We start from the raw sequence: 24,633 nt of genomic DNA on the forward strand, positions 1-24,633 counted from the left end.
ACAGCTAGCAGATAAGGCTTAAACACAAGAACCGCGCACCTTAAACGTTCACATGCACCCTTTTAGGGCAAAACATGCCTCTTATTTGGGCAATTTACTCCCGACTGCCCGCTCCTTAAATAACTGTAGTTTGATTCTGAACAGCCTTCAAATGCTGACGATCAGCAATTTTGTAAAAAATTAATTTACAAGTGGCATATCTGTTGCTGATGAACCATCATAGATTCTATTAGCCAATTTGTTCAGCAGGATATCTGATCATGACGATTCGCGTTGCACTGAAGCACACCACACGATATGACTTTGACAAACCGGTAGGTGTCTCACCCCATTTAATTCGCCTGAGACCTGCGCCACATTGCCGAACACCTATCGATGCCTACTCACTAAAAATATCAGGTGGAGAGTACTTCATCAATTGGCAGCAAGATCCATTTGGTAATCATCTTGCTCGATTGGTATTTCCAGAGAAAGTAGATCATTTGGAAGTGAGCGTTGAATTACTAGCGCCTATGACCGTGATTAACCCTTTTGATTTTTTTGTCGAAGAGTATGCCGATAATTTTCCATTTACCTATTCTGAGTCATTAAAAAAAGAACTGACGCCCTATCTGGAAATTACCGAAGATGGGCCATTACTCACCCAATGGTTGAAGCAGGTTTCGGATAAGCCCACAGCGATTGTTGATTTCTTGGTGGGTATCAACCAACAGTTAGAAAAAGATATTGAGTACACCATCCGTATGGAACCGGGTGTGCAAACGGCTGAAGAAACCTTAAAGAAACGCCTAGGTTCATGCAGAGACTCTGCATGGCTAATGGTTCAGGTTTTACGTCATCTTGGCTTAGCGGCAAGATTCGTATCTGGCTACCTGATACAACTGACCGCCGATGTTAAAGCACTCGACGGGCCATCAGGAACAGACAAAGACTTTACCGACCTGCACGCTTGGACAGAAGTATTCATTCCTGGGGCGGGCTGGATAGGCCTCGACCCCACTTCTGGACTTTTTGCCGGTGAGGGACATATCCCTCTGGCAGCCACACCCGACCCTTCCAGTGCTGCGCCGATTTCAGGCGCAACAGAACCCTGTGAAGTGAGTTTTGATTTTTCCATGTCGGTTGAGCGTGTTCACGAAGATCCCCGTGTGACTAAACCCTACACAGAAGAAGCTTGGAAAAAAATTAATGCCCTCGGTGAACAAGTTGATGCGGTGTTGGATGCAGAAGACTTACGTTTAACCATGGGCGGTGAGCCGACGTTTGTCTCGATTGATGATATGGATGCGCCGGAGTGGACCATTGCGGCTCAAGGACCAAATAAGCGCCGTCTTGCTGAAATCTTAATGCGTCGTTTACGCCCTCATTTCGCACCTAACAGTCTGATTCATTATCAACAAGGCAAATGGTATCCGGGTGAATCTTTACCTCGATGGGCGCTGGCTTGTTATTGGCGTCGTGACGCGAATCCCATGTGGCAAGACAGCCAATGGCTAGCCGATATGTACAAGGATTATGGTGCGGGTATTGATGAAGCTAGAAAATTCGCCGAAAGTTTGACGCGCCGGCTCAACCTGAAAGAGAAAAATCTTATCCCCTGTTATGAGGATGCGTATTACTATCTCTGGCTGGAAAGAAAGCAGCCTGTTGATATTGATCTACGCAAAGAAGATCTGAAATCTGATGAGAATCGCCGGCGTTTAGCGAAACTCTTAGAACGTGGTTTAGATGAGATTACTGGCTTTACCCTGCCACTTAGTCGCGATTTACGTGATAAGGCGTGGCGTTCTGGTGATTGGCATGTGCGTCGTCGACAGCTGTATCTGATTCCAGGGGATTCACCCATGGGCTATCGCCTTCCCCTAAGCGAGTTGCCTATCGCCGGTAAAGAAGAAATTCCTGAACCCGCGTCACTGTTTGAGTTAAAACCACCCTTGCCCGATATGCACGGCGAGGTTGCAAGCCGTTACAGCGCCTTACAGCAAAAACTTGCCGCGGCTCCATTAACTTCAAATCGAGACGCTCAAGCACTGCAAGAGCAACAAGCGATCGACTCCAAGGCCAGCTCTACACCCAACAGTGTTATACATACCGCCCTGTGTATTGAGCCACGTGAAGGTAAACTGTTTGTCTTCTTACCACCATTGGCTGAACTGGAAGACTATCTAGAACTGCTAGTACATATCGAACATACCGCCAAGGAGCTGAAGTTACCTGTCTGTCTTGAGGGTTATCCACCACCGTCCGATACGCGTATTGAAAAGTTCATGATCACGCCCGATCCAGGTGTTATCGAAGTCAATATCATGCCGTCGAAAAGTTGGCGTGATCTGGTCAACACCACCACTCGCCTTTATGAAGAGGCACGTTTATCTCGCTTGGGCACTGAAAAGTTCATGCTTGATGGACGTCATACAGGTACCGGTGGCGGCAACCATGTGACCTTAGGGGGAGCAACGCCCGCAGATTCACCTTTCTTGCGTCGCCCTAGCCTGCTGACTAGCATGATCACCTACTGGCAACATCACCCTAGCTTATCTTTCCTGTTTGCGGGTATGTTCTTGGGGCCAACCAGTCAGGCACCACGAATTGACGAAGCGCGTCATGAAGCACTGTATGAGTTAGAAATTGCTATTCAGCAAATGCCATTAGGGGAAGTTCCTCAACCCTGGATGGTGGATCGCTTACTGCGCAACTTGCTGACCGATATCACCGGCAATACGCATCGTGCCGAATTCTGTATCGACAAACTCTTCTCGCCAGATTCAGCAACGGGGCGTTTAGGCCTACTGGAACTGCGTGGTTTTGAAATGCCACCTCACGCTCAAATGAGCTTGATGCAACAGTTACTGATTCGTGCTTTGGTAGCTAGATTCACCCGCAGCCCCTATCGTAAGAAGCTAGTTCGCTGGGGAACACAGCTACATGATCGTTGGATGATGCCTCATTATTTGTGGCATGACATGCTTGATATTCTTGATGATCTTCGAAGCTTTGGCTTTGACTTTAACCCAGAGTGGTTCGAACCCTTCCTAGAGTTTCGTTTTCCGCAATATGGCGAAGTCATTTATGATCAAGTGCGCATTGAATTACGCCAAGCGATTGAACCTTGGCACGTGCTGGGCGAAGAAGTGAGTGGTGGCGGCACCGCCCGCTATGTCGACTCATCGGTTGAGCGCTTGCAAGTTAAAGTGTTTGGCTATAACCCAGAGCGTCATGTTTTGACTTGTAACGGTCGACGTGTGCCTTTACAACCCACTGGGGTAAATTCGGAAGCGGTTGCAGCAGTACGCTATCGTGCTTGGCAACCCCCTTCAGCTTTACACCCCTTAATCCCAGTGCACGCGCCTTTGGTGTTTGACTTGATTGATACCTGGAACCAACGCTCTTTAGGTGGTTGTATTTATCATGTTTCTCATCCAGCAGGTCGAAATTACGAGACCTTCCCTGTCAATGCTAATGAAGCAGAAGCCCGTCGTTTATCGCGTTTCTGGTCGCAAGGACATTCACAAGGAAAACGCTCTATTCCGCCAGAAGCTGTTCTTGGAGAATATCCACATACGCTTGATTTGCGTTTTAACCACAGCAATCCGGGCGAGTCTGAGATATGATATGTCCTTTTGATCATTGAACAACGAGAAAATGACAGACTTTAGCCTGCTGAACAGTGACATGCAGCAGCGTCTGTTGGCTTATGTTGAAAGCCGACAGACGTTTGCTCCAAATATGCATGGATTTGATGAACTGTTGAACGCATCGGGAAAGATTCGCGCACAATGGCAACCTGTGCTCGAAGAACTCTCTAAACTGGATCGCGAAGCATTGCGAAGCCGATGTGAAGAAGCACAAAACCTACTTCATGAAAATGGTGTTACCTTTAACACCTACGAAGACGACCCAGGACAGCTTCGTTCATGGCAGCTTGATAGTTTACCTTATGTCATCAGCACAGAAGATTGGGAACATCTAGAAAAGGGTTTGATGCAACGCTCTCGTTTATTGGAAGCGATTGCCGAGGATCTGTATGGTCCAAGAACACTGATCTCCAGTGGCTTACTTCCAGCGGAACTCATTCACACCTTTCCAAGTTACTTGCTTCCTGTCGTCAGTGATCAACCCTTACGTCGACCCATGTTGATCATGCAGGGTACTGATGTGATTCGGAATGCTTCCGGTGAATGGGAAGTACTTTGTGATTGGACACAATCGCCTTCTGGCGCAGGGTATGCGCTTGAAAATCGTATCACCCTAGCACGCGCCTTCCCCAATCAATATCGTGAAGCACCTCTCAAACGCTTAGCGGGTTTCTTACAGGCTCAACATCGAGCCCTTGCGTCATTATCCACTAGCCAGCGTGACCAGCCCAACATTGTATTGCTATCTCCAGGCCCCGGCAGTCCGGGTTATTTTGAGCATGCTTGGCTAGCAAACTACATGAACTTCTCGTTAGTAGAAGGTGCAGACTTAGTCGTTCGTGATGGACAGGTTGCCATGCGAACACTGGGTGGGCTAAGACAAGTTGACGTTATTGTTCGTCATATCAATGATCCTTGGTGCGACCCATTAGAGCTTCGTGGTGACTCGTTACTCGGCGTTCCCGGCTTGATGCAGGCCGCGCGAGATGGTGAAGTAGAAATTGCTAATGCCTTGGGAACTGGGATTTTAGAAAATCCTGCGTTAGCGGCCTATCTGGATGAGATTTGTCAGCAACTACTGGGCGAACCACTGTTGATCAAGCATCGCACTACCCTATGGGCAGGCGATGATAGGCAATTGGCTGACATTCTAACCTCACCGGAAGAATGGCTGTTTCGAGATATCACCGAGCCAGCCAAAGTGATTCGCCCTGAAAAGCTAGGTGAAGGTGAGTTACTGGAGCTGCTCGACAAACTTCAAGCGACTCCTTGGCGATTCGTTGCTCAATCTAAACTGAAAGCGGCCACTTCACCCACTTACAACACACGCACGGATAGCTTTGAAGCTCGCCATGTTAACTTGCGCTTTTTCAGTCTGATAGAGCCTGATCATCTATTTATCGACGCTGCTGATCGCCGTTATCGCATTATGCCAGGCGGATTAGCTTGGATAGGTGAGCCCGGCACACTGTTAATGGAAAGTCGTACGGTCAAAGATATTTGGGTAATGGCACCGGTTCCTCAGCCCCATATCAGCATGCTGCGCCAAGCTAACGGCCCTATCGTCATGACTCGTGACGGTACTGACCTTGCCTGCCGCGTCGCCGACAGTTTATTTTGGATGGGACGTTATGGTGAGCGGTTAGATATTCGTTCACGCCTTTTACGAGAAACGCTGGGACGCTTTTTACAAGAAGATCAGTCGTCGGAAGAAACAGGCCTGCTACCTGACCTATTTACGGCGCTTGAAATTCAATTTCCAGAGATACCAGAAGTCGATGAAGTGACTGATCTTGATGATCCGTTGCGGCACAAACAGCTCTATCTAAGCTATCGAAATCGTTTATTAGAGTTATTTGAAGAAAATCATCCTGATGGCATGCCATGGCTTTTCAATCACTTTTTGCGCAACTGTCGATCTGTACGCGATCACTTAGGTGACGATGCATGGCGGACAGTGAACAATCTTCGTCAGCGCTTTAATGACATGCCACGCACACAAGGCATTATTGTTGGACAGCGCCAGCTCGAGGGTGTTGTCACTCATTTAGCCGCTTTTTTCGGTCTCTGTAATGAAACCATGCCACACCATTATGGCTGGCGTTTCTTAGACATCGGGCGCTTTATTGAACGTGTACTCTGCACATTAGAGCTTTTAAAACTGGCACTCTTAACAGCAAGACAGCCCGGTATACCTCTGTTTGAAGTGGTCTTAGCAACGACAGATAACTTTACGGTCTATCGCCGTCGCTATCGTTCACAGCTTCATCCGAGCGCTATTCTCGATCTATTATTATTCGACGAAACCAATCCTCGATCGGTTGGTTATATTCTGAAGCGGCTAGAAAGACAGATTCAACGTCTACCTCAGCCAACTCATACGCCTTACCGAAATTTAGAATCCCGATTAGTGATTCAAGCCACCAGTGCTTTGCACTTAGTCGATATTGATACGCTCAGTCAGATAGAAACAAGCGCCGAGTCAAGAGAAGTACTCTCAGAGCTACTTGATCAGCTGATACAACCTCTATCCGAATTGACCAATGCCATTTCTCACAGTCACTTTAGCCATGTTGAAGCCCCTGTTCAGCTAGTGACCATGCAATCCTAAAATGATAATAAACACATGAAATACCATCTTCGCCATACAACGCGTTACGATTACAGCAGTGATGTCACACTCAGCCATAATGAAGCACGCTTGCTACCCAGAGACTTACCTTGGCAGCAAGTGATTGATGCAGAACTCACAATCGACCCAAAGCCCATTCGCTTACGTGAGCGCGTCGACTTTTTTGGCAACCGTGTCAGTTATTTCACGATCCAAGAGTTACACTCTAGCCTTGAAGTGACACTGAATAGCAAAATCACTACGCTACCTAGACAACTGCCACCTAAAAATTTCAATATTAGCTGGAATGATGCAGTTGAAATCATCAAAACGGATCGCTCCGTTGGCAACCTATTACAAAACGCTCGCTTAATGATGTTGGATTCTGACTTCATCCGAAGTCACCCAGCATTAGCGGAATATGCCAGTGAAGCTTTTAAAAAAGGTCGCTCCATTGTTGAAGCGGTTCAAGCATTTAATCTACAAATATTCAACGACTTCACTTACGATCCAGAACATACCACCATCGCGACACCCGTACTGGATGTCTTGAATAGTCGTCGCGGTGTATGTCAGGATTTTGCCCATTTAGCGATTGGCTGCTTACGCTCTATCGGTTTGCCTGCACGCTATGTCAGTGGCTATATGGAAACACTTCCTCCTCCTGGACAGCAGAAACTACAAGGTGCTGATGCAACGCATGCCTGGCTTGCAGTAGGAATTCCAGGATGGGGCTGGTTAGAAATCGACCCCACGAATGGCACGCTTCCGGATGAACGCTACTTAACCCTTGGCTGGGGGCGCGATTTTGCCGATGTCACCCCACTCAAAGGAGTCATGAATGGCGGTGGTAAAGACTTACTTTCGGTTGCCGTCGATGTCACCCCTTTATCAGATAAACATCTGCTGGAACTTTTTTAAACCTCTATGCTTAGCTCATCTGTAGATTGGCGTGCCCGATCAGCGCTTCTATTAGCCATGGCAATTTGGGGTAGCTCCTTTATTGCCCTGAAAGCAGCTGTCGATGTTATGCATCCCATGCAAGTTATTTTTTTACGCATGTTTATCGGTAGTATCGTCTTCTTACTGATTCTTCCTTGGTGGAAACGAGGTTTTAACTATCAGGCAGGTGATTGGAAATGGTTAGCCGCGATGGTGTTATTTGAACCCTGCCTCTATTTTATTTTCGAAAGTTTAGCCCTTAAATACACCAGTGCAGGACAAGCGGGAATGATCACCAGCATCTTACCGCTCTTAGTCGCTATAGGCGCTTGGTTGTTATTAAAAGAACGTATTGCTAAAAACCAATGGCTTGGGTTTGTGATTGCGTTGATAGGCGTGATCTGGATGTCATGGGGAAGTGACGTAAGTAGTCATGCCCCTAATCCTTTGCTCGGAAATTCGCTAGAACTCATGGCGATGCTATGTGCTGTTGGATACACCCTTGTGGTTAAAAAATTGACGACTCGCTATAGCCCGCTATTTTTGACTGCGATACAAACCTTATTGGGGACGGTATTTTTTCTTCCACTGGCACTGATGATGCCAATGCCAGCAAGCATATCTGTTGATACGTTTGCTTATATTGCTTATCTGGGTGTGTTTTCTACCCTAGGCGCTTATGGATTATATAACTATGCACTCAGCAGAACGCATGCCAGTAAAGTTGGCGCTTATACTAACTTAATCCCAGTATTTACCTTGTTTTTCGCCTATATTTTCCTGAATGAAGTGCTCAACTTTCAGCAGTGGCTTGCCGTCACTCTTGTCTTTACCGGCGTTGCCATTAGCCAACACAGTCGTCGAGGTCGTAAGGTTTTAAATCAGATACCACCGGGTACAGTTCAATAAAACCACGGTATGTTTTCAATTAGGCAGGTAAATCTGTCTGATTATGGCGATTCAGCGAACGCCAATGCTGGTTTTCATCCGACAAGATTCGAGTTAAGGTGGCAAAGAGTTGTCGCAATTCTTGTGTCTGCCGCCATCGCTGTTGCTCACTAGTATCGGTTCTCTTTGCCGCCATTCGTTGATAATCGGTGCATGCTTCATCAAGAACCGCCAACTGCCCAGAGACCTGCCCAGCTAAAGACGACATACGCACAACCTCATTGTGGTTGAGTATGCCGTGTATCGCAGCACCCCAAGCGGGAAAAAATGCCGTGAAAATGAGTATCCATGAGATCTTAACAAAGAAATGTAATGTCACGGCTAAAAAAGTGATGAAAAACAAACTGAACGCCAGTCGGTGAAGATAAACATGATCTCTATGTAAATTCACATGGCTACGACTAAAATATTGACGATGCTCATCCAGCACCTGACGTAAATAATTCGCCATCGTTGAATTGTGTTCTGTCAGACAATATCGCGTTGAGTCTGATCGACTCACGGGCAAACCAGAACTAATTAATACGCGCTGCAATAACCAATTTTCTGCACTGCTCAACTGACCACCCCGTGCATTGGCATTTGGGCTCCAATAAGGCCGATTAAAGGCTTGAGGCAACACTAGCAAGGGAAATCCAATACGTAAATAACGTAGCTGCTCGGCTAAATAGCGATAACTCATCCAATGACCATGCCAATCACGGAAGCGAGCTTGTAGCACATGACCGACAATAAATCTGAGTAAAATAAACTCGAATACTGCCCAGATCATCAGTAAACCAGGCATGTTGGCTGGCCATATACTTAACGCACCCGCGACAGCACAAAATACGGCAAACGCGGCAGCATAGTAGATCATCCATATTCCGTCACGATGCCGGCGACCAAAACAGTCAGCCTGTGTTTCTGCCCAACTAAAAATGTGTTCTAAATCGGGTTCATCTATAGGGTGAGTAACACCATTCGACGGGGTCACTTTTTGGTATCCTTTAGACCGAGAAGCCATCTGTACAGATGTCTTCAAATCTGTCCAATTCAAACGAGCAATAGCAGAACAAAATAGATGTAATCGTCCTATTAAGCGCTCTTTCACACTTAACGTATCGTAACCTCTGGTTAACAACTCCATCAGACGCCTTGATTGTGATGGGTTAGGAGGGTTTAACATCACTTGTAGCCATTGCTTAGCGCCAGCTAACCATGAAAACAGACCGGGTGGACGCTGATTAACGCTGGGTAGAAAAAGAAACTTAATCCATAAAAACAAAAAACCTAGCAGTGAAGGTTGAGCTGCTATCTTTGCTAAACGTTTATTTTCAGCTGAATCGGGTTGCATCGCAGGTAAGAAAGGCAAAAGCAGCAGGTCCATCCACTCCGATATTGCAAGACTTAACTGTGACTGCGTTTGCATCAGCGTAAAATACTGCAACAATGCTTCGTTATCACTACTCAACGCCTCTAACTCAAGCAGATGTGAGTCAGTCAGCATTGCTGGGCGATTAATTAAGAGTTGAGGCTGATCAAGATTAGGGTCTAACCTCAATAACAGAACCGGTTTACGTCGAATTAAGGCTGTACGAATAATTCTCGCAGTACCACTGGTAATAATAAGAGGCTCTTGAGTATCCCATACGGCGATCAGTAAATCAGAAAAACTCAGAGCAAGCTCATCACGAAGTGAGTAATCATCTTGAGACAGGTTTTGATTTAGCACTGGGGAGTGCATTCCAAGTATCACTCGCTGGTCAGCTGCACGACGGTTTGCTTGATGACTATCCTGAGCCGTGATGGCAGCTAAATGATATCCACACTCATGCGCCAGCTCAGCAACGACCTCATCAACACCTGAGGCTTCTCCCGTGATTAACTTTAGCTGGCTTGGCTCATTAGCATACACACTTTTTGCCTTAGCAAAAGCGTCATTCGCCGAAACGTCTAGATCAAGCAGCAATTGTTTAAGCGTTGAACGTAGCGCACTTTCTCGTTCAGACTGTTGTTGCAACCAGTTTTGATTCAAACGCTGTTGGCGATGACCCGCAACCAACACCCCGAAAGCAGGTCGCAATCGGGGGCGCTGTAATTGACTGGCAAGAGGTGAGCTAGACAAATTAACTCATTAACCTAGCAAAGAAATCAGGCATGTCATAACCCGATACTTTTAATTGATCAACTAAGGCTTTAGGGTCTTGTTGCTTACGTTGACTTAATGCCCATAGCATTCCACAGCGCGCCCCTGAACGACAGAAGGCCACGATAGGTGTCTTCGCTTGGGCTAGAATCTGTCCAAACTCATCTCCCTGACCGTCCTCCACTTGACCTGAAATTACTGGCAAATAAAACCACTGCAATCCCAATTCTTCTGCATAGGCTTTTAGGCTTGCTGAAGATGGCTGTTCAGGTTCCTCATCATCAGGTCGATTACAGATCAGGGTTTTAACCCCTTGTTCTGATAAGGCTTTGATATCATCCTGTGTCAATTGTGCACAAGCACTCAAATCATCTGTTATTTTTCTCATAGCTGGTAACGGATGTGACATAGAACTCTCCTAAATCATTCATTATGAATCTAATCTAATTTGATTGATCATGATAAGTTATAAATAAGGCAATAAACGCTCATTAAGTTCAGCCAACCATTTATACAGCCAAACCTGACCTGCTACGGCTAAACCCGGAGCAGTCACTTCTGGCAAGGCTTCTGATTGCTGCCATTGCCAACTCACAACAGGCTGACCATCTTGTCGGATTAAATCAGCATGAATGACCACTAACAGGCGCTGAGATGTTTGATCTAGATGCCATTGATGAAGGTGAATGCGTAAACGATGTTCAGCCATAATACCAGGCTGATCGGTCAACACATTTACACCTTGTAAGTGAGCACTTAGGTACTCTGCAGCCAAACGTTCCATTTGCATAGGCAGTGGTTCAGTCCAGATATGATCTCTAAAGGGTGTTAGCTGATGCTCGCCTGTCTGATACCATAACGCACGGCTATTTAATGCAGTTGTTGCTTGAGGGGTTTCTATAACCAAGGTACCCCTTTCTTTCGACCAAACGGTTTCAGCAACTCTGTCTTCATCTATATTAGACATTAACTGAAGTTGAGTGGGTGCCGGCCCTGCTTCTGGTAATACACTGCAGCCCGCTAGCCCAATAAACCCAATTCCAATGACCACTAACAGTGATGCCATCTGCTTTCTCATTTACATTACTCTCCTGGTCCAGCCGGTAATTGACCGGGGCCTCTAATTAACACATCACCTTGACGCATTAATGTTTCACTTAGCGCTCTCGTTTCTCTGATCAAAGGTGCCAACTCTCGAGCGAGCACTTGGCTATCCCTAGACATCGCCATTAATTGACGATTGGTTTGATCCAAATTATCTGCCAAAAGTTGCCTAAAAGATGCCATTTCATCCGGCAACGCCTGGCTTTGCTGTGTTAAAGACTCAGCCAACTCTGTCATTGACCTTGCTAACCTATCCCAACTGTCAGTATCTAGCTGATCTAACTGACGCTCGGCTGTTTGACTTAAGCTAACCATGGACTGAATTAGGCTGTCTAACTGTTGGCGCATAGAGTCATCACTCAATGCACTTAAATGACGCGTTAACTCGGATAAATTATCAGATAATTCATTAAAACGATTCAGGGTTTCATTAAGTGCTTCTGAAATCTGCAACAATCGAGATGGACTACTTTTAATCACTGCGGGGCTTGCGTCGGATGTTTCCAATCTAGGTGAGTCTGCTTGACCACTTTGTATTTCTACAAACAGAAGTCCAGTAATACCCTGATTTTGAAGACTTGCAATAGAACTCTCACGAATCGGTACGCTAGGGTCAATCTTTAATCCTAACCTGACGCGCCCCTCTTGTTCTTTGTCTAGCGTAATACTTTCAACCACACCTACCGGAACCCCTAAAAAGCGCACGGTAGCGCGTTCATTGAGTCCAGCTACGGATTCATTAAAATAAGTAACATAGGGAAGCCATTGAGTTTGACGGTCATCGCGCGTCATTAAGGCCAACATACCAACACCCACAGCGACCATTAATATGACAAAAGCACCGACGAGGGTGTAGTTAATCCTTGGATTCATTAAATCAGCTCCTGTCGAATCGCTCGCTTAGCACGTTCATTTGCAAAATAAGCCTCTATCACCGGATGTGTATCTTTAACCATTTTCTCTATAGGTTGCTTCATCAACACTCTGCGCTCTCCCAAAAAGGCGACTTGATTGGTAACCGTCCAAATCGAATCAAGATCATGCGTCACTAAAATTAAGGTTAAATTCAGTGCCGCATGAAGCTCTAGCAACATATCATCAAAAGCGGCAGCCCCTGCGGGGTCTAAACCCGCTGTTGGCTCATCGAGGAGCAATAAAGGGGGATCGAGAGCCAAAGCACGTGATACCGCTGCACGCTTTAACATGCCGCCGCTTAGGGATTGAGGATAAAGGTGAGCGGCATGCTCGGGTAAACCGGTCAAGCGCAACTTCAGCATCGCTAAATCTTTTAACAGTGACCCTGAAATATGTTGATGCTCTCGAATCGGTAACATAATATTTTCCAAAACCGTTAGGCTGGAAAATAATGCTCCCTGCTGGAACATCATACCGATTTTTTGCCGTTGCGCGAGTAGCTCTCGACCGCTCATTTGGGTGATAGGTTCACCAAATAGCTCTATTTCTCCTGAATCAGGTTCTCTTAGCATCGCTATCTCTGACAGCAGTACCGATTTACCTGTTCCACTGCCTCCAACTAAAGCAACACGTTCCCCCTCTAAAATTTTTAAATCCAGTTTCTCGTGGACGATGTTGTCACCGAAGCGGGTGGCAATTTGCTTTAACTCAACAATAACCTTGTGCTCTTCCATCATCACCATCCGAGCTGAGCAAATAATATTGAGAAAAGTGCATCAACAATAATTACCAAAAATATACTCTGAACGACACTTCGTGTTGTCCTATGACCTACGGCTTCCGCGCCGCCTTTAGCTAACAACCCCTGCATACAGCCCACATTAACAATGATCAACGCAAACACAGGAGCTTTGATCAGGCCAACCCAAAAATGGATCGGATCCACCACGGCACCAAAGCGTTGAATAAACTCAACAGGACTCAAATCTAACTGCACCATTGCTACAAACATACCGCCACCAATACCGGTCAGCATCGACAACACCGTTAACAAAGGCATAACGATCATTAAGCCTAATAGTTTAGGTAAAACTAACCAAGCAAAAGGATCTTGCCCTAAGCTTTTTAATGCCAAGACTTCTTGATTCATTTGCATGGTAGCTAACTGCGCAGCAAACGCTGACCCAGAGCGTCCAGCAACGATAATGGCACAGATCAAAGGCGCTAACTCACGCAGCATAATTAAGGAGATCAGTTCCACAACGAAGATATTGGCACCATAAGTTGCCAATTGGAGTCCACCTTGAAAAGCGATCACCGCCCCCAGCAAAAAGGCTAATAACGCAATAATGGGGACTGCGTTAAGACCATCTCGCTGCAACACATCTAGCAACATTTTAATTTTCAGTTGTCTAGGATGACGAATCAAACTGAACACTAAGGCTGATAACTGACCAGCAAACTCCAACAATTCGCGCCCATGACGGATCACACGAAACACTTGCTGACCCAGTGCCGCCAATAGGTTTACTGACTCTTGCTGTGCTGGAACAGGACCCACTTTTTCACGAACTAACTCTAACAAACCGCGCTGCTCTTTGGTTAAACCTTCAGGCCAAGCACTGGGTTCATTGCCAATCAGCTCAAGCAAAACTCTTGAACCATTCGGGTCTAGTTGAGCAATAGCGATATGATTAACCTGATGTCGCGTGTTATTTTTGGAAATTTTCTGTAGCTGCTTTAAATAGGGTGTTGTCCACTCTCCTCTCAGCTGCACTCCATCCGATGACTCACTGATAACAGGAGGTTGTTTCTCTTCATTCATATCCATGACTCCACAATACTCGCACCATCTTAGCAGATGCGAATAAAACAGCGAATCATAATGGAAAGCTTGTGTCTGACCGTTGCTTTGAGATAATGCATTTTATATATCACTCATGGAGAGCTTTAATGACGGCACCACTCTCTCGCAAAACTGCAATAGCTAAGCGTTTCTGCGCTATGTTTCTAGCGGTTTTTTTCAGTTCTTCAGTCAATGCTCAACTTCCAGAAAGTTTGAGGCAAGCGATACAATCTCAATCATTGCCTGCCGACGCAATGGGCATTTGGGTTAAACCTGTCGATAGTGCGGTACCGATAGTCTCGCATAATGCTGACAGATTGTTTAATCCTGCTTCGACTATTAAAGTCGCAACGACCTTAGCCGCATTACTGGAATTGGGGCCTGCTTATACTTGGCCAACAAGCTTCAGATCTACTGCCCCAGTTGAGAATGGTGTATTGAGAGGTGACTTAATCATTCGTGGCACGGGAGATCCTGGAGCAGTCAGTGAAGAGCATTGGCGAATGCTGCGTGATCTTCAGCGAATGACAGGCTTAAGACGTATTGAAGGTAATGTCATCTTAGATGCCAGTTACTTTATGCTTCCTACGGAAGATCCGGGCGCTTTTGACGGACAACCTTATCGTGCTTACAATCAATTGGCTTACGCACTGCATGTCAACTCCAACTCTATTCGTTTTCATATCATTCCAGAGGGAAACTCAATTCGAATTGAAGCAGAACCTCCTCTTCCTGGACTGAAAATTAACAATCAATTAACACGTGGTAATGGTAACTGCGATGCCTGGCAGCGTGGTATTCGATATGACGTTGGCCGAAACGAAGTTACCTTTAGCGGCGCCTATCCGGTTAATTGCGGCAATTACGAATTACTAAGAACAGCGGTAGCCCCAGATTTCAATGCTGCAGAGCTTTTCCGGTTACATTGGGCACAGTGGGGCGGAGAAATCACAGGGGATATTCTTAGCCACCAAGGTGCTGCTTTGAATTATAGTCATACACTGATGGTTCACCACTCGCGTCCACTGGCAGATCTCATCAAAGTAGCCAATAAGTGGAGTCACAATGTCATGACTCGACATATGGCACTATCGGTTGGCGCAAGCCGAATGGGACCACCGGCTACTCTTGAGAAAGCGCGAGTTTCCTTAATCGAGGTATTAAGGGAGGCGGGCGTAAATACTCAGGGAATGTTTATAGACAATGGCTCTGGTTTAAGTCGAGTCGCTCGGATCTCTCCCAATCAACTAGGACAAATCCTTCAAGTAGGGTGGGATAGCCCAAGAAGGCCTGAGTTTATCTCCTCTTTATCGATTTCGGGGATAGATGGAACAACGCGCAGACAGTATCGAAATAATGCAGCAGCGGGACAAAAACATTTAAAAACCGGACTACTAAATCAAGTTTCAGCCATTACGGGTTATGTCAGAAATCGCTGCAACGAAGATGTGATGGTGGTACTCTTAATCAATCACCCCGAAGCACATTTAGGCCATGGAACACGCATGCAACAAACGCTCATGGACTGGGTTTATCAATCGGCTGGGTGTTCGAACTAATCGAACACCTCCAACATATACCTAGGATCAATAGCTGTAATGCCAACAAAAAATTACTCTAAAAATATCATAACGTTACTGTCATTCTGCATATTAAGCACCCATAGTGCGGCAGACTTACTGCTTGATGAAAATGCTTTCTTAATCGATATTCCAACCGTTACATCAGCAACCCGCTTAACACAGCACTTAAGTGATGCACCTGTTTCCATGACTGTTATTGATCGGGCAACCATACAGGCGTCAGGAGCACAGACTGTTCCGGATCTATTCCGCCTTGTTCCCGGTTTTCAAGTGGCGCATGTCAATACCAATAAGTACGCGGTGACCTATCATGGCCATAGTGATGACTTTCCTAGACGTCTTGAAGTGATGATTGACGGGAGATCGGTTTATATGCCGCTCATATCATCACCCGATTGGACGTCACTGGGTTTACATTTAGATGATATTGAAAAAATTGAGATTGTAAGAGGATCAAACACAGCCACTCATGGCTCAAATGCATTTCTTGGTGCCATTAACATCATTACTCGCCATCCTTCCACAGAATCAAAAGCGAGCGGATCAGTTACGCTAGGATCACTAGATACCAGCAATACCAATGCAAGATTTAGTGGACTGACGCCGATAGGACATTACCGCTTGTCCTATGGTTACGAAGAAAACAGTGGCAGTCGTCAGTTCTCAGATGGAGCTAGACGCAATTATTTGAATTTCAGTGGCAGCTTTGCACCAAGTACTCAAGACCAAATAGAAATCAGAACGGGTATTGATAGAGGCTATACAACCATTGGATCACTTAAAGCATCCGAAACACCCGATAGTATTGTAACTAAAGAAAGGGACTACAGTTCTAACTTTCAACACCTTATCTGGAATCGAACTGTAAACGATAGCTTGTCAATCGAGGTAGCAGGCTATAGAAATGAATTAACTTTGAAAGAGCAAGCACCCAGTTTTGAAGAGGTGCTCAAATCAGTATCATATGAAGCCTATACTATATGGATGAACAACCCTGAAATATTCGATAACTGCTCAAAACTCCCAGAAAAATTGGAAAAAAGTTGTATTGCTGTTAATGATTCAGCAAATTCGCTTAATAGCACTCCAAGCGTAAGACTTAATAATGAAAATGGATCAACACGACAAGAAGATCTACAAGTTTCTGGGATTTATACACAAGCCAACTTATCGTCAGTAATAGGTTTAGGCTATAGAAAAGATATTGGTACAGGGAGAACTCTATTTGATAACGGAAACATAAGTACAAAAAGGTATAGAGTTTTCTTCAATTCCGTATATAACCCCTCACCTATTTATACGATTAATTTGGGAGCTCTGCATGAAAATGAAGAGTCAAGATCTGAAGCTACATCACTCAGAACTGCACTAAATGTTCACATAACAAATAATTTAACCTTAAGAACTGGGCTTAGCCATAGTGAACGTCTACCTTCACTTTATGAGTCTTATGGTGAGACTACTTACTATTACGATGGTCTTGATAATGAGATATACAACGCCATTAGGAGACCTAATCAAAATTTAAACCCCGAAAAAGTCAACAGTAAAGAAGTAGGCCTTCTTTATAACTTTCAAAACATTAATGGCAACTTAGATATTAGAATCTTTAATGAAAAAATAACTCAAGGTATCGAAACTTACAGAATAATCCTCCCACTGTCACAGGTTAATGGAAGCAATACCACACGAATAGAAAAAAATATATCATCATGGGAAAATAATGGGGCAGAGTTACAGTTAAAAATTCAACCCAAAGACAACCTATGGCTTCTGTTGAATTATACATATATCAATTCTACAAAAGATGGCTTTAATAATGGATCAAGATTCATTACCAGGAATCATCTAGCTCCAAGACATAGTGCATCAGCACTTGTCAGCTGGAAACCAACATCAGATCTACAACTCAGTGCAGCACATTATTATGTTGATCAAATGCACTGGTTCGAAGGCGACATCAGAGAAGCGTATAATAGAACCGACCTAAGAGCAGCAAAATCTTGGACACCTAGCTCACAAACACAAGCTGAAGCTGCACTAGTCATACAAAATGCGTTTGGACCCACCTATAAGGAGTTTTACGACTACCATGACTTTGAACGTCGTATTTTTCTAACCTTTCGTTTAAAATATGATTGAAAGGGTCAAAACTGTTGCATTATGGAATTATGTTGGATGGAATCGCATGGTCAGGAAAACCAAATATAACTTAAAAAAGCTCACCAAAACTCCTAGCAAGTTTGGATTACTAAGCACTTTAGTAGCTTTTAGTCCCCTGTTGCCTGCACACACATTAGTGTTAAAAGAATCCGATATATTTGGTGAGCTACCGTCCGTTACATCCGTTTCACGTTTAAAGCAAAATCCTCATACGTCCCCTGCATCTGTATCAGTTATAAATCAGCGCATGATCAAAGCATCGGGTGCACAGACATTAACTGACATTTTAGCCTTAGCTCCTGGATTTCAAGTATTTCATTTGAACAGCAATCGGCAAGGCGCAAACTATCATAGCGTTAACAATCAGTTTCCAAATCAGCTTGAAATCATGGTTAACGGTAGATCGGTTTACCTCCCCCTTCTATCCACCGTCTTATGGCATACTCTAGGGCTTCATATCGACGATATAGATCGAGTTGAGATTATTCGTGGGTCAAACTCAGCTACACAAGGCTCGAATGCTTTTCTTGGCGCCGTAAACTTCATTACTAAATCGCCAATGACAGATCATAGTTGGAAAGCATCAGCTATTGTCGGATCGATGAATTCACAATCAGCGCAGCTGTCTCACTCTGGGCAGTTTGAAGGTACTTTTTACCGTTTCAGTGGTTCCAGTGAAACTAATGATGGTAATAGCAGATTCAAGGATAGTCATGAACGTAATTATATTAATAGTGAATGGATTTGGTCCCCTACCATCAATGACACCGTTAGTCTAAATTTCGGGGTTGATCAAGGCTATACACATATTGGCTATCTATATGATTATGAGAATCGCTTTCCAAATGGGGAACGCTATCTTGCGAAACAAAATTATTCGTCCAACTATCAACACCTACGCTGGTCAAAAGTCTTAAATAACGATAAAACTTTGCATGTTAGGTCATACCGTAATTTATTAAATCTTAATGAATCAAAACCTTCAATCGAAGATATAACAAGATTTATCACCAAAGATGAAGCCATTTCTGTCAATTTACTTCAGAACAATCCAGAATTTCGAGGCTATCGCGAACATGGAAAAACATCTCTGTGGGATATGGAATTAGCAATAGAAATCGAAAATAAAACAGCTCATAGCTTCACGGGAATAGGGATAAGAAAAGAAAAATCCTCAAGTCCCGTTCTGCTTCAATCAGGTGAAGTATCCAGCGATAAATTTCGTTTATTCAACAGCAGTGAAATACATTTACTGCCTAAGGTAATTATCAATGCTGGTTTAATGCATGAATATGAAAACAATGTTATTAATGCAACATCCGGGCGTCTAGGGGTAAACTACCAGCTTTTACCACAGACAAGTATCAGATTAGGCTATAGCAGCAGTAACCGTTTACCATCACTATTAGAGCGAAATGGTAATTATACAATTTTACCTAACCGCATCCTTGAACGAGAAAACCAAGAATTAAATCCCGAAAAAATAATCAGTTACGAGCTTGGTATTCATCATCAATTGAATAAATTACAGGGTTCTATAGATATAAGACTTTTTCAAGAAAATATCTCCGAAGCCATTATGAATTTTAAAGAGGGTATGGTCGGGGAAAGGCGAAATATTGGGCAATGGCAAAACAATGGGTTCGAAACTCAAATCAAATTACAACCGAGCAACACAGTATGGTTATTATTTAACTACAGTTATTTGAACAACAACGTAGAATCTTGGAATCAAGGTTCTGCAGGTATATTTCCAGATGTTCAACTTGCACCGCGTCATACTTTATCTTCACTCGCAAACTGGGAAGCTAGACCCGATCTAAATTTAAGTGCTACTTACTATTTTATGGATGATGTTCTATGGAGAAGAAGCTACAACTTATTACACCAACCTAAATATGAAAGACTTGACATTAAACTTGCTAAATCATGGCGGAGTAAGAACAGCCAGATAGAACTATCAACACTGGTTCAGAATGCATTTGATAATAGCTATCAAACTTTCTATCAAGATCATAAATTTGATAGAAGAATATTTGTTCAATTAAACATCACAATGGATTAGGTGTGTAAGGATGCATAAGCAGAAAGGGACCTACAATAGTATTAAGCGTATATTGCTATTCATACTTTTAGTATTTTCGACTGCATCCTATTCAAAAGAACTGTTAATCTTACTAAGCGACGACCAAAAAATTCACAATGAAATTGCTGCATTAATCGTTGAAAATAGCAGCGTTTCTGCCACCATTCGTTTATACACTGAACACACTAAATCAGAGGTAAGTTTAGAAGGCTTGGTGATTGTCGCTATCGGCACAAGAGCCTGTGATCAAGCAATAACGAACCTAGCATTAGAAGATCAACTCATATGCACCTTGATTCCAGCACAAACCTATCAAACACTGATAACAAAACACAACAAAGCAGATCTAAACCAGAATTCATTGACTGCTGTCTTTATGGATCAACCTATAGAGCGTCAAATCCGACTTGTTAAACTTATCGCACCTGATGCGAAAAGCATTGGTACTGTTTTTGGACAAACTTCCATTTCACAAAGATCTAATTTTGAGCGTTATGGCCAAGCACTAAACTTTGTGACTCATCATGCATTTCTAGATGAAACACAGAACCCAGTACAGATTTTAACGCCGCTCATACAGAGAAGTGATGTATTTTTAGCTATACCAGATAATGCGAATTTTAATAGAAGCGTATCTCGATGGGCTCTCTACATAACACTTCGAAACAAAATACCGTTGATTGGGTTTTCGGCCAGCTATTCTGAAGCAGGTGCGGTAGTATCACTTTATTCAACTACAGAACAACTAGCGCTTCAAACGCGTGAAACCTTAGTAAATCTCTTAATTCATGGAAATCTAGCACCTGCTTCGTTTCCTAAGGAATTTACCATCATGGTTAATGATTCTACCGCAAGAACATTAAGGATGAATCTTCCAGATACTGAATTCCTTACCGAACAGTTGAAAGAGATTGATAGATGAAGTCATTATTTAAAAACGATATTCGAGAGAGAGTCTTATTTTTATCTATCTTTCCAATGCTTGCCATAACGTTGTTCTTAGGCAGTTTTTTTATCTATACACAAGTAGAAAATGCAGAGCAAGGGATGATAGAAAAAGGTCAGGAGTTTAGTCAGTTACTAGCTGCAGCTGCCGAATTTGGGATCTTAAGTAATAATCCTGCTGAACTAGCACCACTGAGTCAACAATTAATAAAGAATCCATTAGTTATCGATGTCATTTTTACAGATCAAGACCTATTAGTTATTCATAGGGAAGATGTGTTCGATGTTTCATTAAGCATACCTCCAGATCCAACTTCTCGAACAGCACAAGAATGGCTCTTTAGTCACCCTGTGAAACCTATGCCGATCCGAACGCTGAGTGCAAGTAGCATTGAAGACAAGAGTTCAAATGAGGACATTACTGGCTGGGTAATTATAGTTTTCTCAGATGAACCCATTCGACAGCAGCAGTATCAAATTATACGTAATAGCCTTTTTATAATTTTAGCAGGCTTTTTGATAACCTTTTTACTATCAAATTACTTTGGTAGAAAGATTAGTCTTCCGGTAAAACAGCTTTCTATCATCATAAGCCAGTTAAGACGCGGAAATTTAAGTACTCGTGCAATGGGTTCAAATACAGAAGAATTCAATCAACTAGCAGAGGGCATAAATGAGCTTGCTAAGTCTCTAGAAGAATCAAATTACCAAATGGAAAACCGAATTAATCAGGCAACTCAAGCTCTCTCTGTCAGTCTTCAAGAGCTTGAAATTAAAAACAATCAATTGACAAAAGCCCATCAGAAAGCCGATTCAGCAAACAGAGCGAAAGATGCATTTTTAGCACGAATGAGTCATGAGCTAAGAACCCCGCTAACTTCTGTAATCGGATTTACACGAATGATTCAGGAAGGTAGTACTGAACAAGAACGTGCTCACTATCTAAAAATTATTGATCACACCTCACAGATGCTACTGACATTAATTGATGATCTTCTTGATTTCACACGGTTAGAATCTGATGCTATAGAATTAGAATTCATTAGTTTTCATCCAGAAAAGCTATTCCATCAAGCTATAGAAATGCAGGCTCTTGCCGCCCATGCAAAAGGAATAGAACTGATACTGAATGGTTCATTCAAATTACCAGAATTACTGGTGGGCGATCCAACACGTATACGCCAAATCATAACCAATCTAATTGGTAATGCGATTAAATTTACCGATAGAGGACATATAGAACTTCATACAGAATATTTTCATAAGCAAAAGACGCTTATGTTTTCTGTAGAGGATACAGGCATAGGGATCAACGAGAATTATAAAAATAAAATGTTTGAATCCTTTACACAAGCAGATAATAGTATTAGCCGTAAGTATGGGGGCTCAGGTCTAGGTTTAGCTATTACTTCTCGTTTAATAAAGCTAATGAATGGGCACATACATGTTGAAACCAAGTCAGGAAAAGGTAGTAAATTTGTTGTTACAATACCTGTTGAGGTTAAAGTTGAACCTTTTGAGATAGATGAAATTGAAGATTTCAGCATTAGATTATCTGATGAAAATCTCAATATACTAGTAATAGAAAGTAATACTGTTTCAAGAAAGAGTATATCTGATACTTTTAGTTATCATAACATTGCATGTAAGGACGTAGAGCGTATAGAAGATGCTTTGAACACAGCTGAGCAATATTCGCATATAATTATTAGCCATGCTGCCAATGATCATAATTTAGAATTACTCTATCGGAAAACAGAATCGCTTAGACAGCAATTTCCCATTGCAAAAATAATTATCCTGCACCCAGCTACGATTAGACGAGACTCCCTTAAAAATTTTAAAGCCTTAAGCTTTACAAAGCCTCTTTCATCATCTCAATTACTAAAGTGTATCTGTAACTCAAAGGAACTTAATAATTCACTTAATGATACAGATTACGAATTAGATTCATTGGAAATACTAATAGCTGAAGATAATGACTATAACAGGCTTCTAGTTAAGCGAATTTTGAGGCAAGCTGGTATAAAGACGCGAGAAGTCACTACAGGCAAACAAGCCATTGATGAAATTAACATTAAAATGCCTGATATTATTTTGATGGATATCAACATGCCGGATATGGATGGCATTGAAGCTTCTAAACTTATTTTAGAGCAACATCCGAAGGCGCAAATCATAGCTTTGACGGCAAACATCTCTTCTCGTGAGCAACAACTGCTAAATCAAATAGGAATCGGTAGAGTTCTTATTAAACCTTTAAATATTGAAAAATTGTATGCTCTATTAAGCACATTAGATTTTAGAAGAGGCAAAGTTACATCAGCAGGAACGAATAAGTCTGAGTTTGAAATCGAAATAAAACGTCAATTAGAGGAAATACAATCGCGCATCTACGCGAAAGATTACGAAAGCCTTGCTCGAAATGCACATCAACTTTATGGATTTGCAGGATTATTTGATCATCCAGAGATAGAAATGGTTGCTGAACGCTTAAAGAAAGCCGTGATAAGCCGTGATATCAGAAACATATGGAGTGCATACAATCAGCTTGCTAGGGTAGTCAACAATCTACAACGTTTTTAAAAACTAAAACTCTTTAGTAACAGGCGTTTCTTCAATTAATTTTTCCAACTGTACAATGACAGGAGCAAGCCTCGCTCTTGACTCTCTGTCATATATAAAACCGTTGATCCCCTCTCTAGCTGGCTTTTGTCCATCAGTGCCCTCATGAATAGCCACAAGCCAACGTCTGATATTTTCTAGTTCTGGATCGTGACTGATAGGGTAGCCAATTAGCATGTCCCAGGATTGAGGACTAGTGGTTTGGTCCTCGATACCTTTTATAAGCTTAAGCACATATGCTCTATCTGGACGATAGCTAGGAGATTTACCAAAGGCCATTGCTATGCCAATAAGCAAAAGAAATACAGCACTCACAAAAAAAACAATGAAAAATTCCATTAATGTACTCGTTTATCGAAAGCATAATCCTTTAAGAAAAGGGCGGCTTTACGAATCTCATCTGAGTACTGTTGTTCTAGCGAATTTAACTGTTCCTGGAAAGGTATTTTTTCCTTTGATGAAAGTCTTTTCCATGCCTCTAATGTAGGGATATGTGAAGTTTTTGAATACATAAGTTCTACCACTTGTAGCTCAGGCTGCTGATGTAATTGTGGTGCATAATTATCGATCAACACTTTCAGTCGAATACACCCTTCAGCCATTGGACACTGGCCATCATAGATACTCCTAGAAATGATACGAATGCTATCGATTAGATAATCTTTCTGTTCCTGAGCTGCGATAGCATGGGCTTGAATGGAAGCTTCTTGCTTTTGCCTCTTTATTTTAAGTTCAGTAGATTTTTTCCAAACGAAGAAAGCTAAACCAACTGAAAGAATTGTAAAAACCAATATTAAAATATATAGAACCGTCTCAGACATTTACACACCGCCTAATAACCTAGTGAAATAGTAGAGTAATTCTACCTTGAAAAAATTCATACTGCGAATTGTACGGTTCACTGTCATCATTTGATCTTATCAGATTGTGTACAAACGCATGATTTCGAGCAGATAATAAAAAACCCTTGCCACTGAGTGACAAGGGTTTCTTAGAATTAAGTGCCTGGCGATGACCTACTCTCACATGGGGAGACCCCACACTACCATCGGCGATGACGCGTTTCACTACTGAGTTCGGGATGGGATCAGGTGGTTCCACG

General features: G+C 43.0%; 17 protein-coding genes and 1 rRNA gene. 9 read left to right on the forward strand and 9 right to left on the reverse strand.

The genetic code is table 11. From position 1 onward, the window contains the following. Positions 1-260 precede the first annotated feature (260 nt). Genes F7R24_RS12330 through F7R24_RS12345 form a run of 4 tightly spaced genes read left to right on the forward strand, consistent with a single transcriptional unit; the run spans position 261 to position 8,097 of the window. Positions 261-3,611, forward strand: coding sequence for a transglutaminase family protein (locus F7R24_RS12330; protein ID WP_151671565.1), 3,351 nt, complete (start codon positions 261-263; stop codon positions 3,609-3,611). Between the two features lie 31 nt (positions 3,612-3,642). Beyond that, a complete protein-coding gene (locus tag F7R24_RS12335; RefSeq protein WP_151671566.1) occupies positions 3,643-6,246 on the forward strand; it encodes a circularly permuted type 2 ATP-grasp protein in 2,604 nt (867 codons plus the stop codon). 15 nt (positions 6,247-6,261) lie between these two features. Next, positions 6,262-7,167 (forward strand): transglutaminase family protein, encoded by a 906-nt coding sequence (locus F7R24_RS12340; protein WP_151671567.1) that lies wholly within the window; start codon positions 6,262-6,264, stop codon positions 7,165-7,167. Between the two features lie 6 nt (positions 7,168-7,173). Next, entirely contained in the window at positions 7,174-8,097 is a 924-nt protein-coding gene (locus F7R24_RS12345; protein WP_151671568.1) for a DMT family transporter, read from the forward strand. A 19-nt stretch (positions 8,098-8,116) separates the two neighbouring features. On the opposite strand, the gene F7R24_RS12350 is transcribed toward F7R24_RS12345, so the two are convergent. The 6 genes from F7R24_RS12350 to F7R24_RS12375 are packed head-to-tail and all read right to left on the reverse strand — an operon-like array spanning position 8,117 to position 14,108. Next, the gene (locus F7R24_RS12350) at positions 8,117-10,243 is read right to left on the reverse strand and encodes a hypothetical protein (protein ID WP_151671569.1); all 2,127 of its coding nucleotides are present in this window, start codon (positions 10,241-10,243) and stop codon (positions 8,117-8,119) included. Between the two features lies 1 nt (position 10,244). Then, positions 10,245-10,673 (reverse strand): protein tyrosine phosphatase family protein, encoded by a 429-nt coding sequence (locus F7R24_RS12355; RefSeq protein ID WP_151671570.1) that lies wholly within the window; start codon positions 10,671-10,673, stop codon positions 10,245-10,247. Between the two features lie 57 nt (positions 10,674-10,730). After that, positions 10,731-11,342, reverse strand: a complete 612-nt coding sequence (locus tag F7R24_RS12360; RefSeq protein WP_151671571.1) for an ABC-type transport auxiliary lipoprotein family protein — start codon at positions 11,340-11,342, stop codon at positions 10,731-10,733. A 5-nt stretch (positions 11,343-11,347) separates the two neighbouring features. Beyond that, entirely contained in the window at positions 11,348-12,241 is an 894-nt protein-coding gene (locus F7R24_RS12365; RefSeq protein ID WP_151671572.1) for an MlaD family protein, read from the reverse strand. Beyond that, complete coding sequence (locus tag F7R24_RS12370) at positions 12,241-13,017, reverse strand: ABC transporter ATP-binding protein (protein WP_206057550.1); 777 nt, start codon at positions 13,015-13,017, stop codon at positions 12,241-12,243. The genes F7R24_RS12365 and F7R24_RS12370 overlap by 1 nt, the downstream gene beginning before the upstream one ends. Before the next feature lie 2 nt (positions 13,018-13,019). Beyond that, positions 13,020-14,108 carry an MlaE family ABC transporter permease gene (locus F7R24_RS12375; RefSeq protein WP_168926828.1) on the reverse strand — a complete coding sequence of 363 codons (1,089 nt, stop codon included), beginning with the start codon at positions 14,106-14,108 and terminating at the stop codon, positions 13,020-13,022. 128 nt (positions 14,109-14,236) lie between these two features. Here F7R24_RS12375 and dacB point away from each other — a divergent pair, with 128 nt between their 5' ends. From dacB to F7R24_RS12400, 5 genes are read left to right on the forward strand one after another with little or no spacing between them, the layout of a single operon-like run. Then, positions 14,237-15,688 carry a D-alanyl-D-alanine carboxypeptidase/D-alanyl-D-alanine endopeptidase gene (dacB, locus tag F7R24_RS12380; protein WP_206057551.1) on the forward strand — a complete coding sequence of 484 codons (1,452 nt, stop codon included), beginning with the start codon at positions 14,237-14,239 and terminating at the stop codon, positions 15,686-15,688. Positions 15,689-15,727: 39 nt separating this feature from the next. Then, the gene (locus F7R24_RS12385; RefSeq protein WP_151671575.1) at positions 15,728-17,854 is read left to right on the forward strand and encodes a TonB-dependent receptor plug domain-containing protein; all 2,127 of its coding nucleotides are present in this window, start codon (positions 15,728-15,730) and stop codon (positions 17,852-17,854) included. Further along, the gene (locus F7R24_RS12390) at positions 17,847-19,940 is read left to right on the forward strand and encodes a TonB-dependent receptor plug domain-containing protein (RefSeq protein ID WP_151671576.1); all 2,094 of its coding nucleotides are present in this window, start codon (positions 17,847-17,849) and stop codon (positions 19,938-19,940) included. Before F7R24_RS12385 ends, F7R24_RS12390 begins: the two co-directional genes overlap by 8 nt. Positions 19,941-19,950: 10 nt before the next feature. Next, positions 19,951-20,883 carry an ABC transporter substrate-binding protein gene (locus F7R24_RS12395; protein WP_151671577.1) on the forward strand — a complete coding sequence of 311 codons (933 nt, stop codon included), beginning with the start codon at positions 19,951-19,953 and terminating at the stop codon, positions 20,881-20,883. Beyond that, positions 20,880-23,492, forward strand: a complete 2,613-nt coding sequence (locus F7R24_RS12400) for an ATP-binding protein (protein WP_151671578.1) — start codon at positions 20,880-20,882, stop codon at positions 23,490-23,492. The genes F7R24_RS12395 and F7R24_RS12400 overlap by 4 nt, the downstream gene beginning before the upstream one ends. Positions 23,493-23,495: 3 nt before the next feature. Here the strand turns inward: F7R24_RS12400 and F7R24_RS12405 are convergent, their stop codons facing one another. The 3 genes from F7R24_RS12405 to rrf all read right to left on the reverse strand — a co-directional run. Further along, positions 23,496-23,870, reverse strand: coding sequence for a hypothetical protein (locus tag F7R24_RS12405; protein ID WP_151671579.1), 375 nt, complete (start codon positions 23,868-23,870; stop codon positions 23,496-23,498). Beyond that, entirely contained in the window at positions 23,870-24,352 is a 483-nt protein-coding gene (locus F7R24_RS12410; RefSeq protein WP_151671580.1) for a DUF2489 domain-containing protein, read from the reverse strand. The genes F7R24_RS12405 and F7R24_RS12410 overlap by 1 nt, the downstream gene beginning before the upstream one ends. 182 nt (positions 24,353-24,534) lie before the next feature. Then, positions 24,535-24,633 (reverse strand): 5S ribosomal RNA (gene rrf / locus F7R24_RS12415); the annotation flags it as partial.

It is taken from the genome of Nitrincola schmidtii (assembly GCF_008973715.1).
Taxonomy (GTDB): domain Bacteria; phylum Pseudomonadota; class Gammaproteobacteria; order Pseudomonadales; family Balneatricaceae; genus Nitrincola; species Nitrincola schmidtii.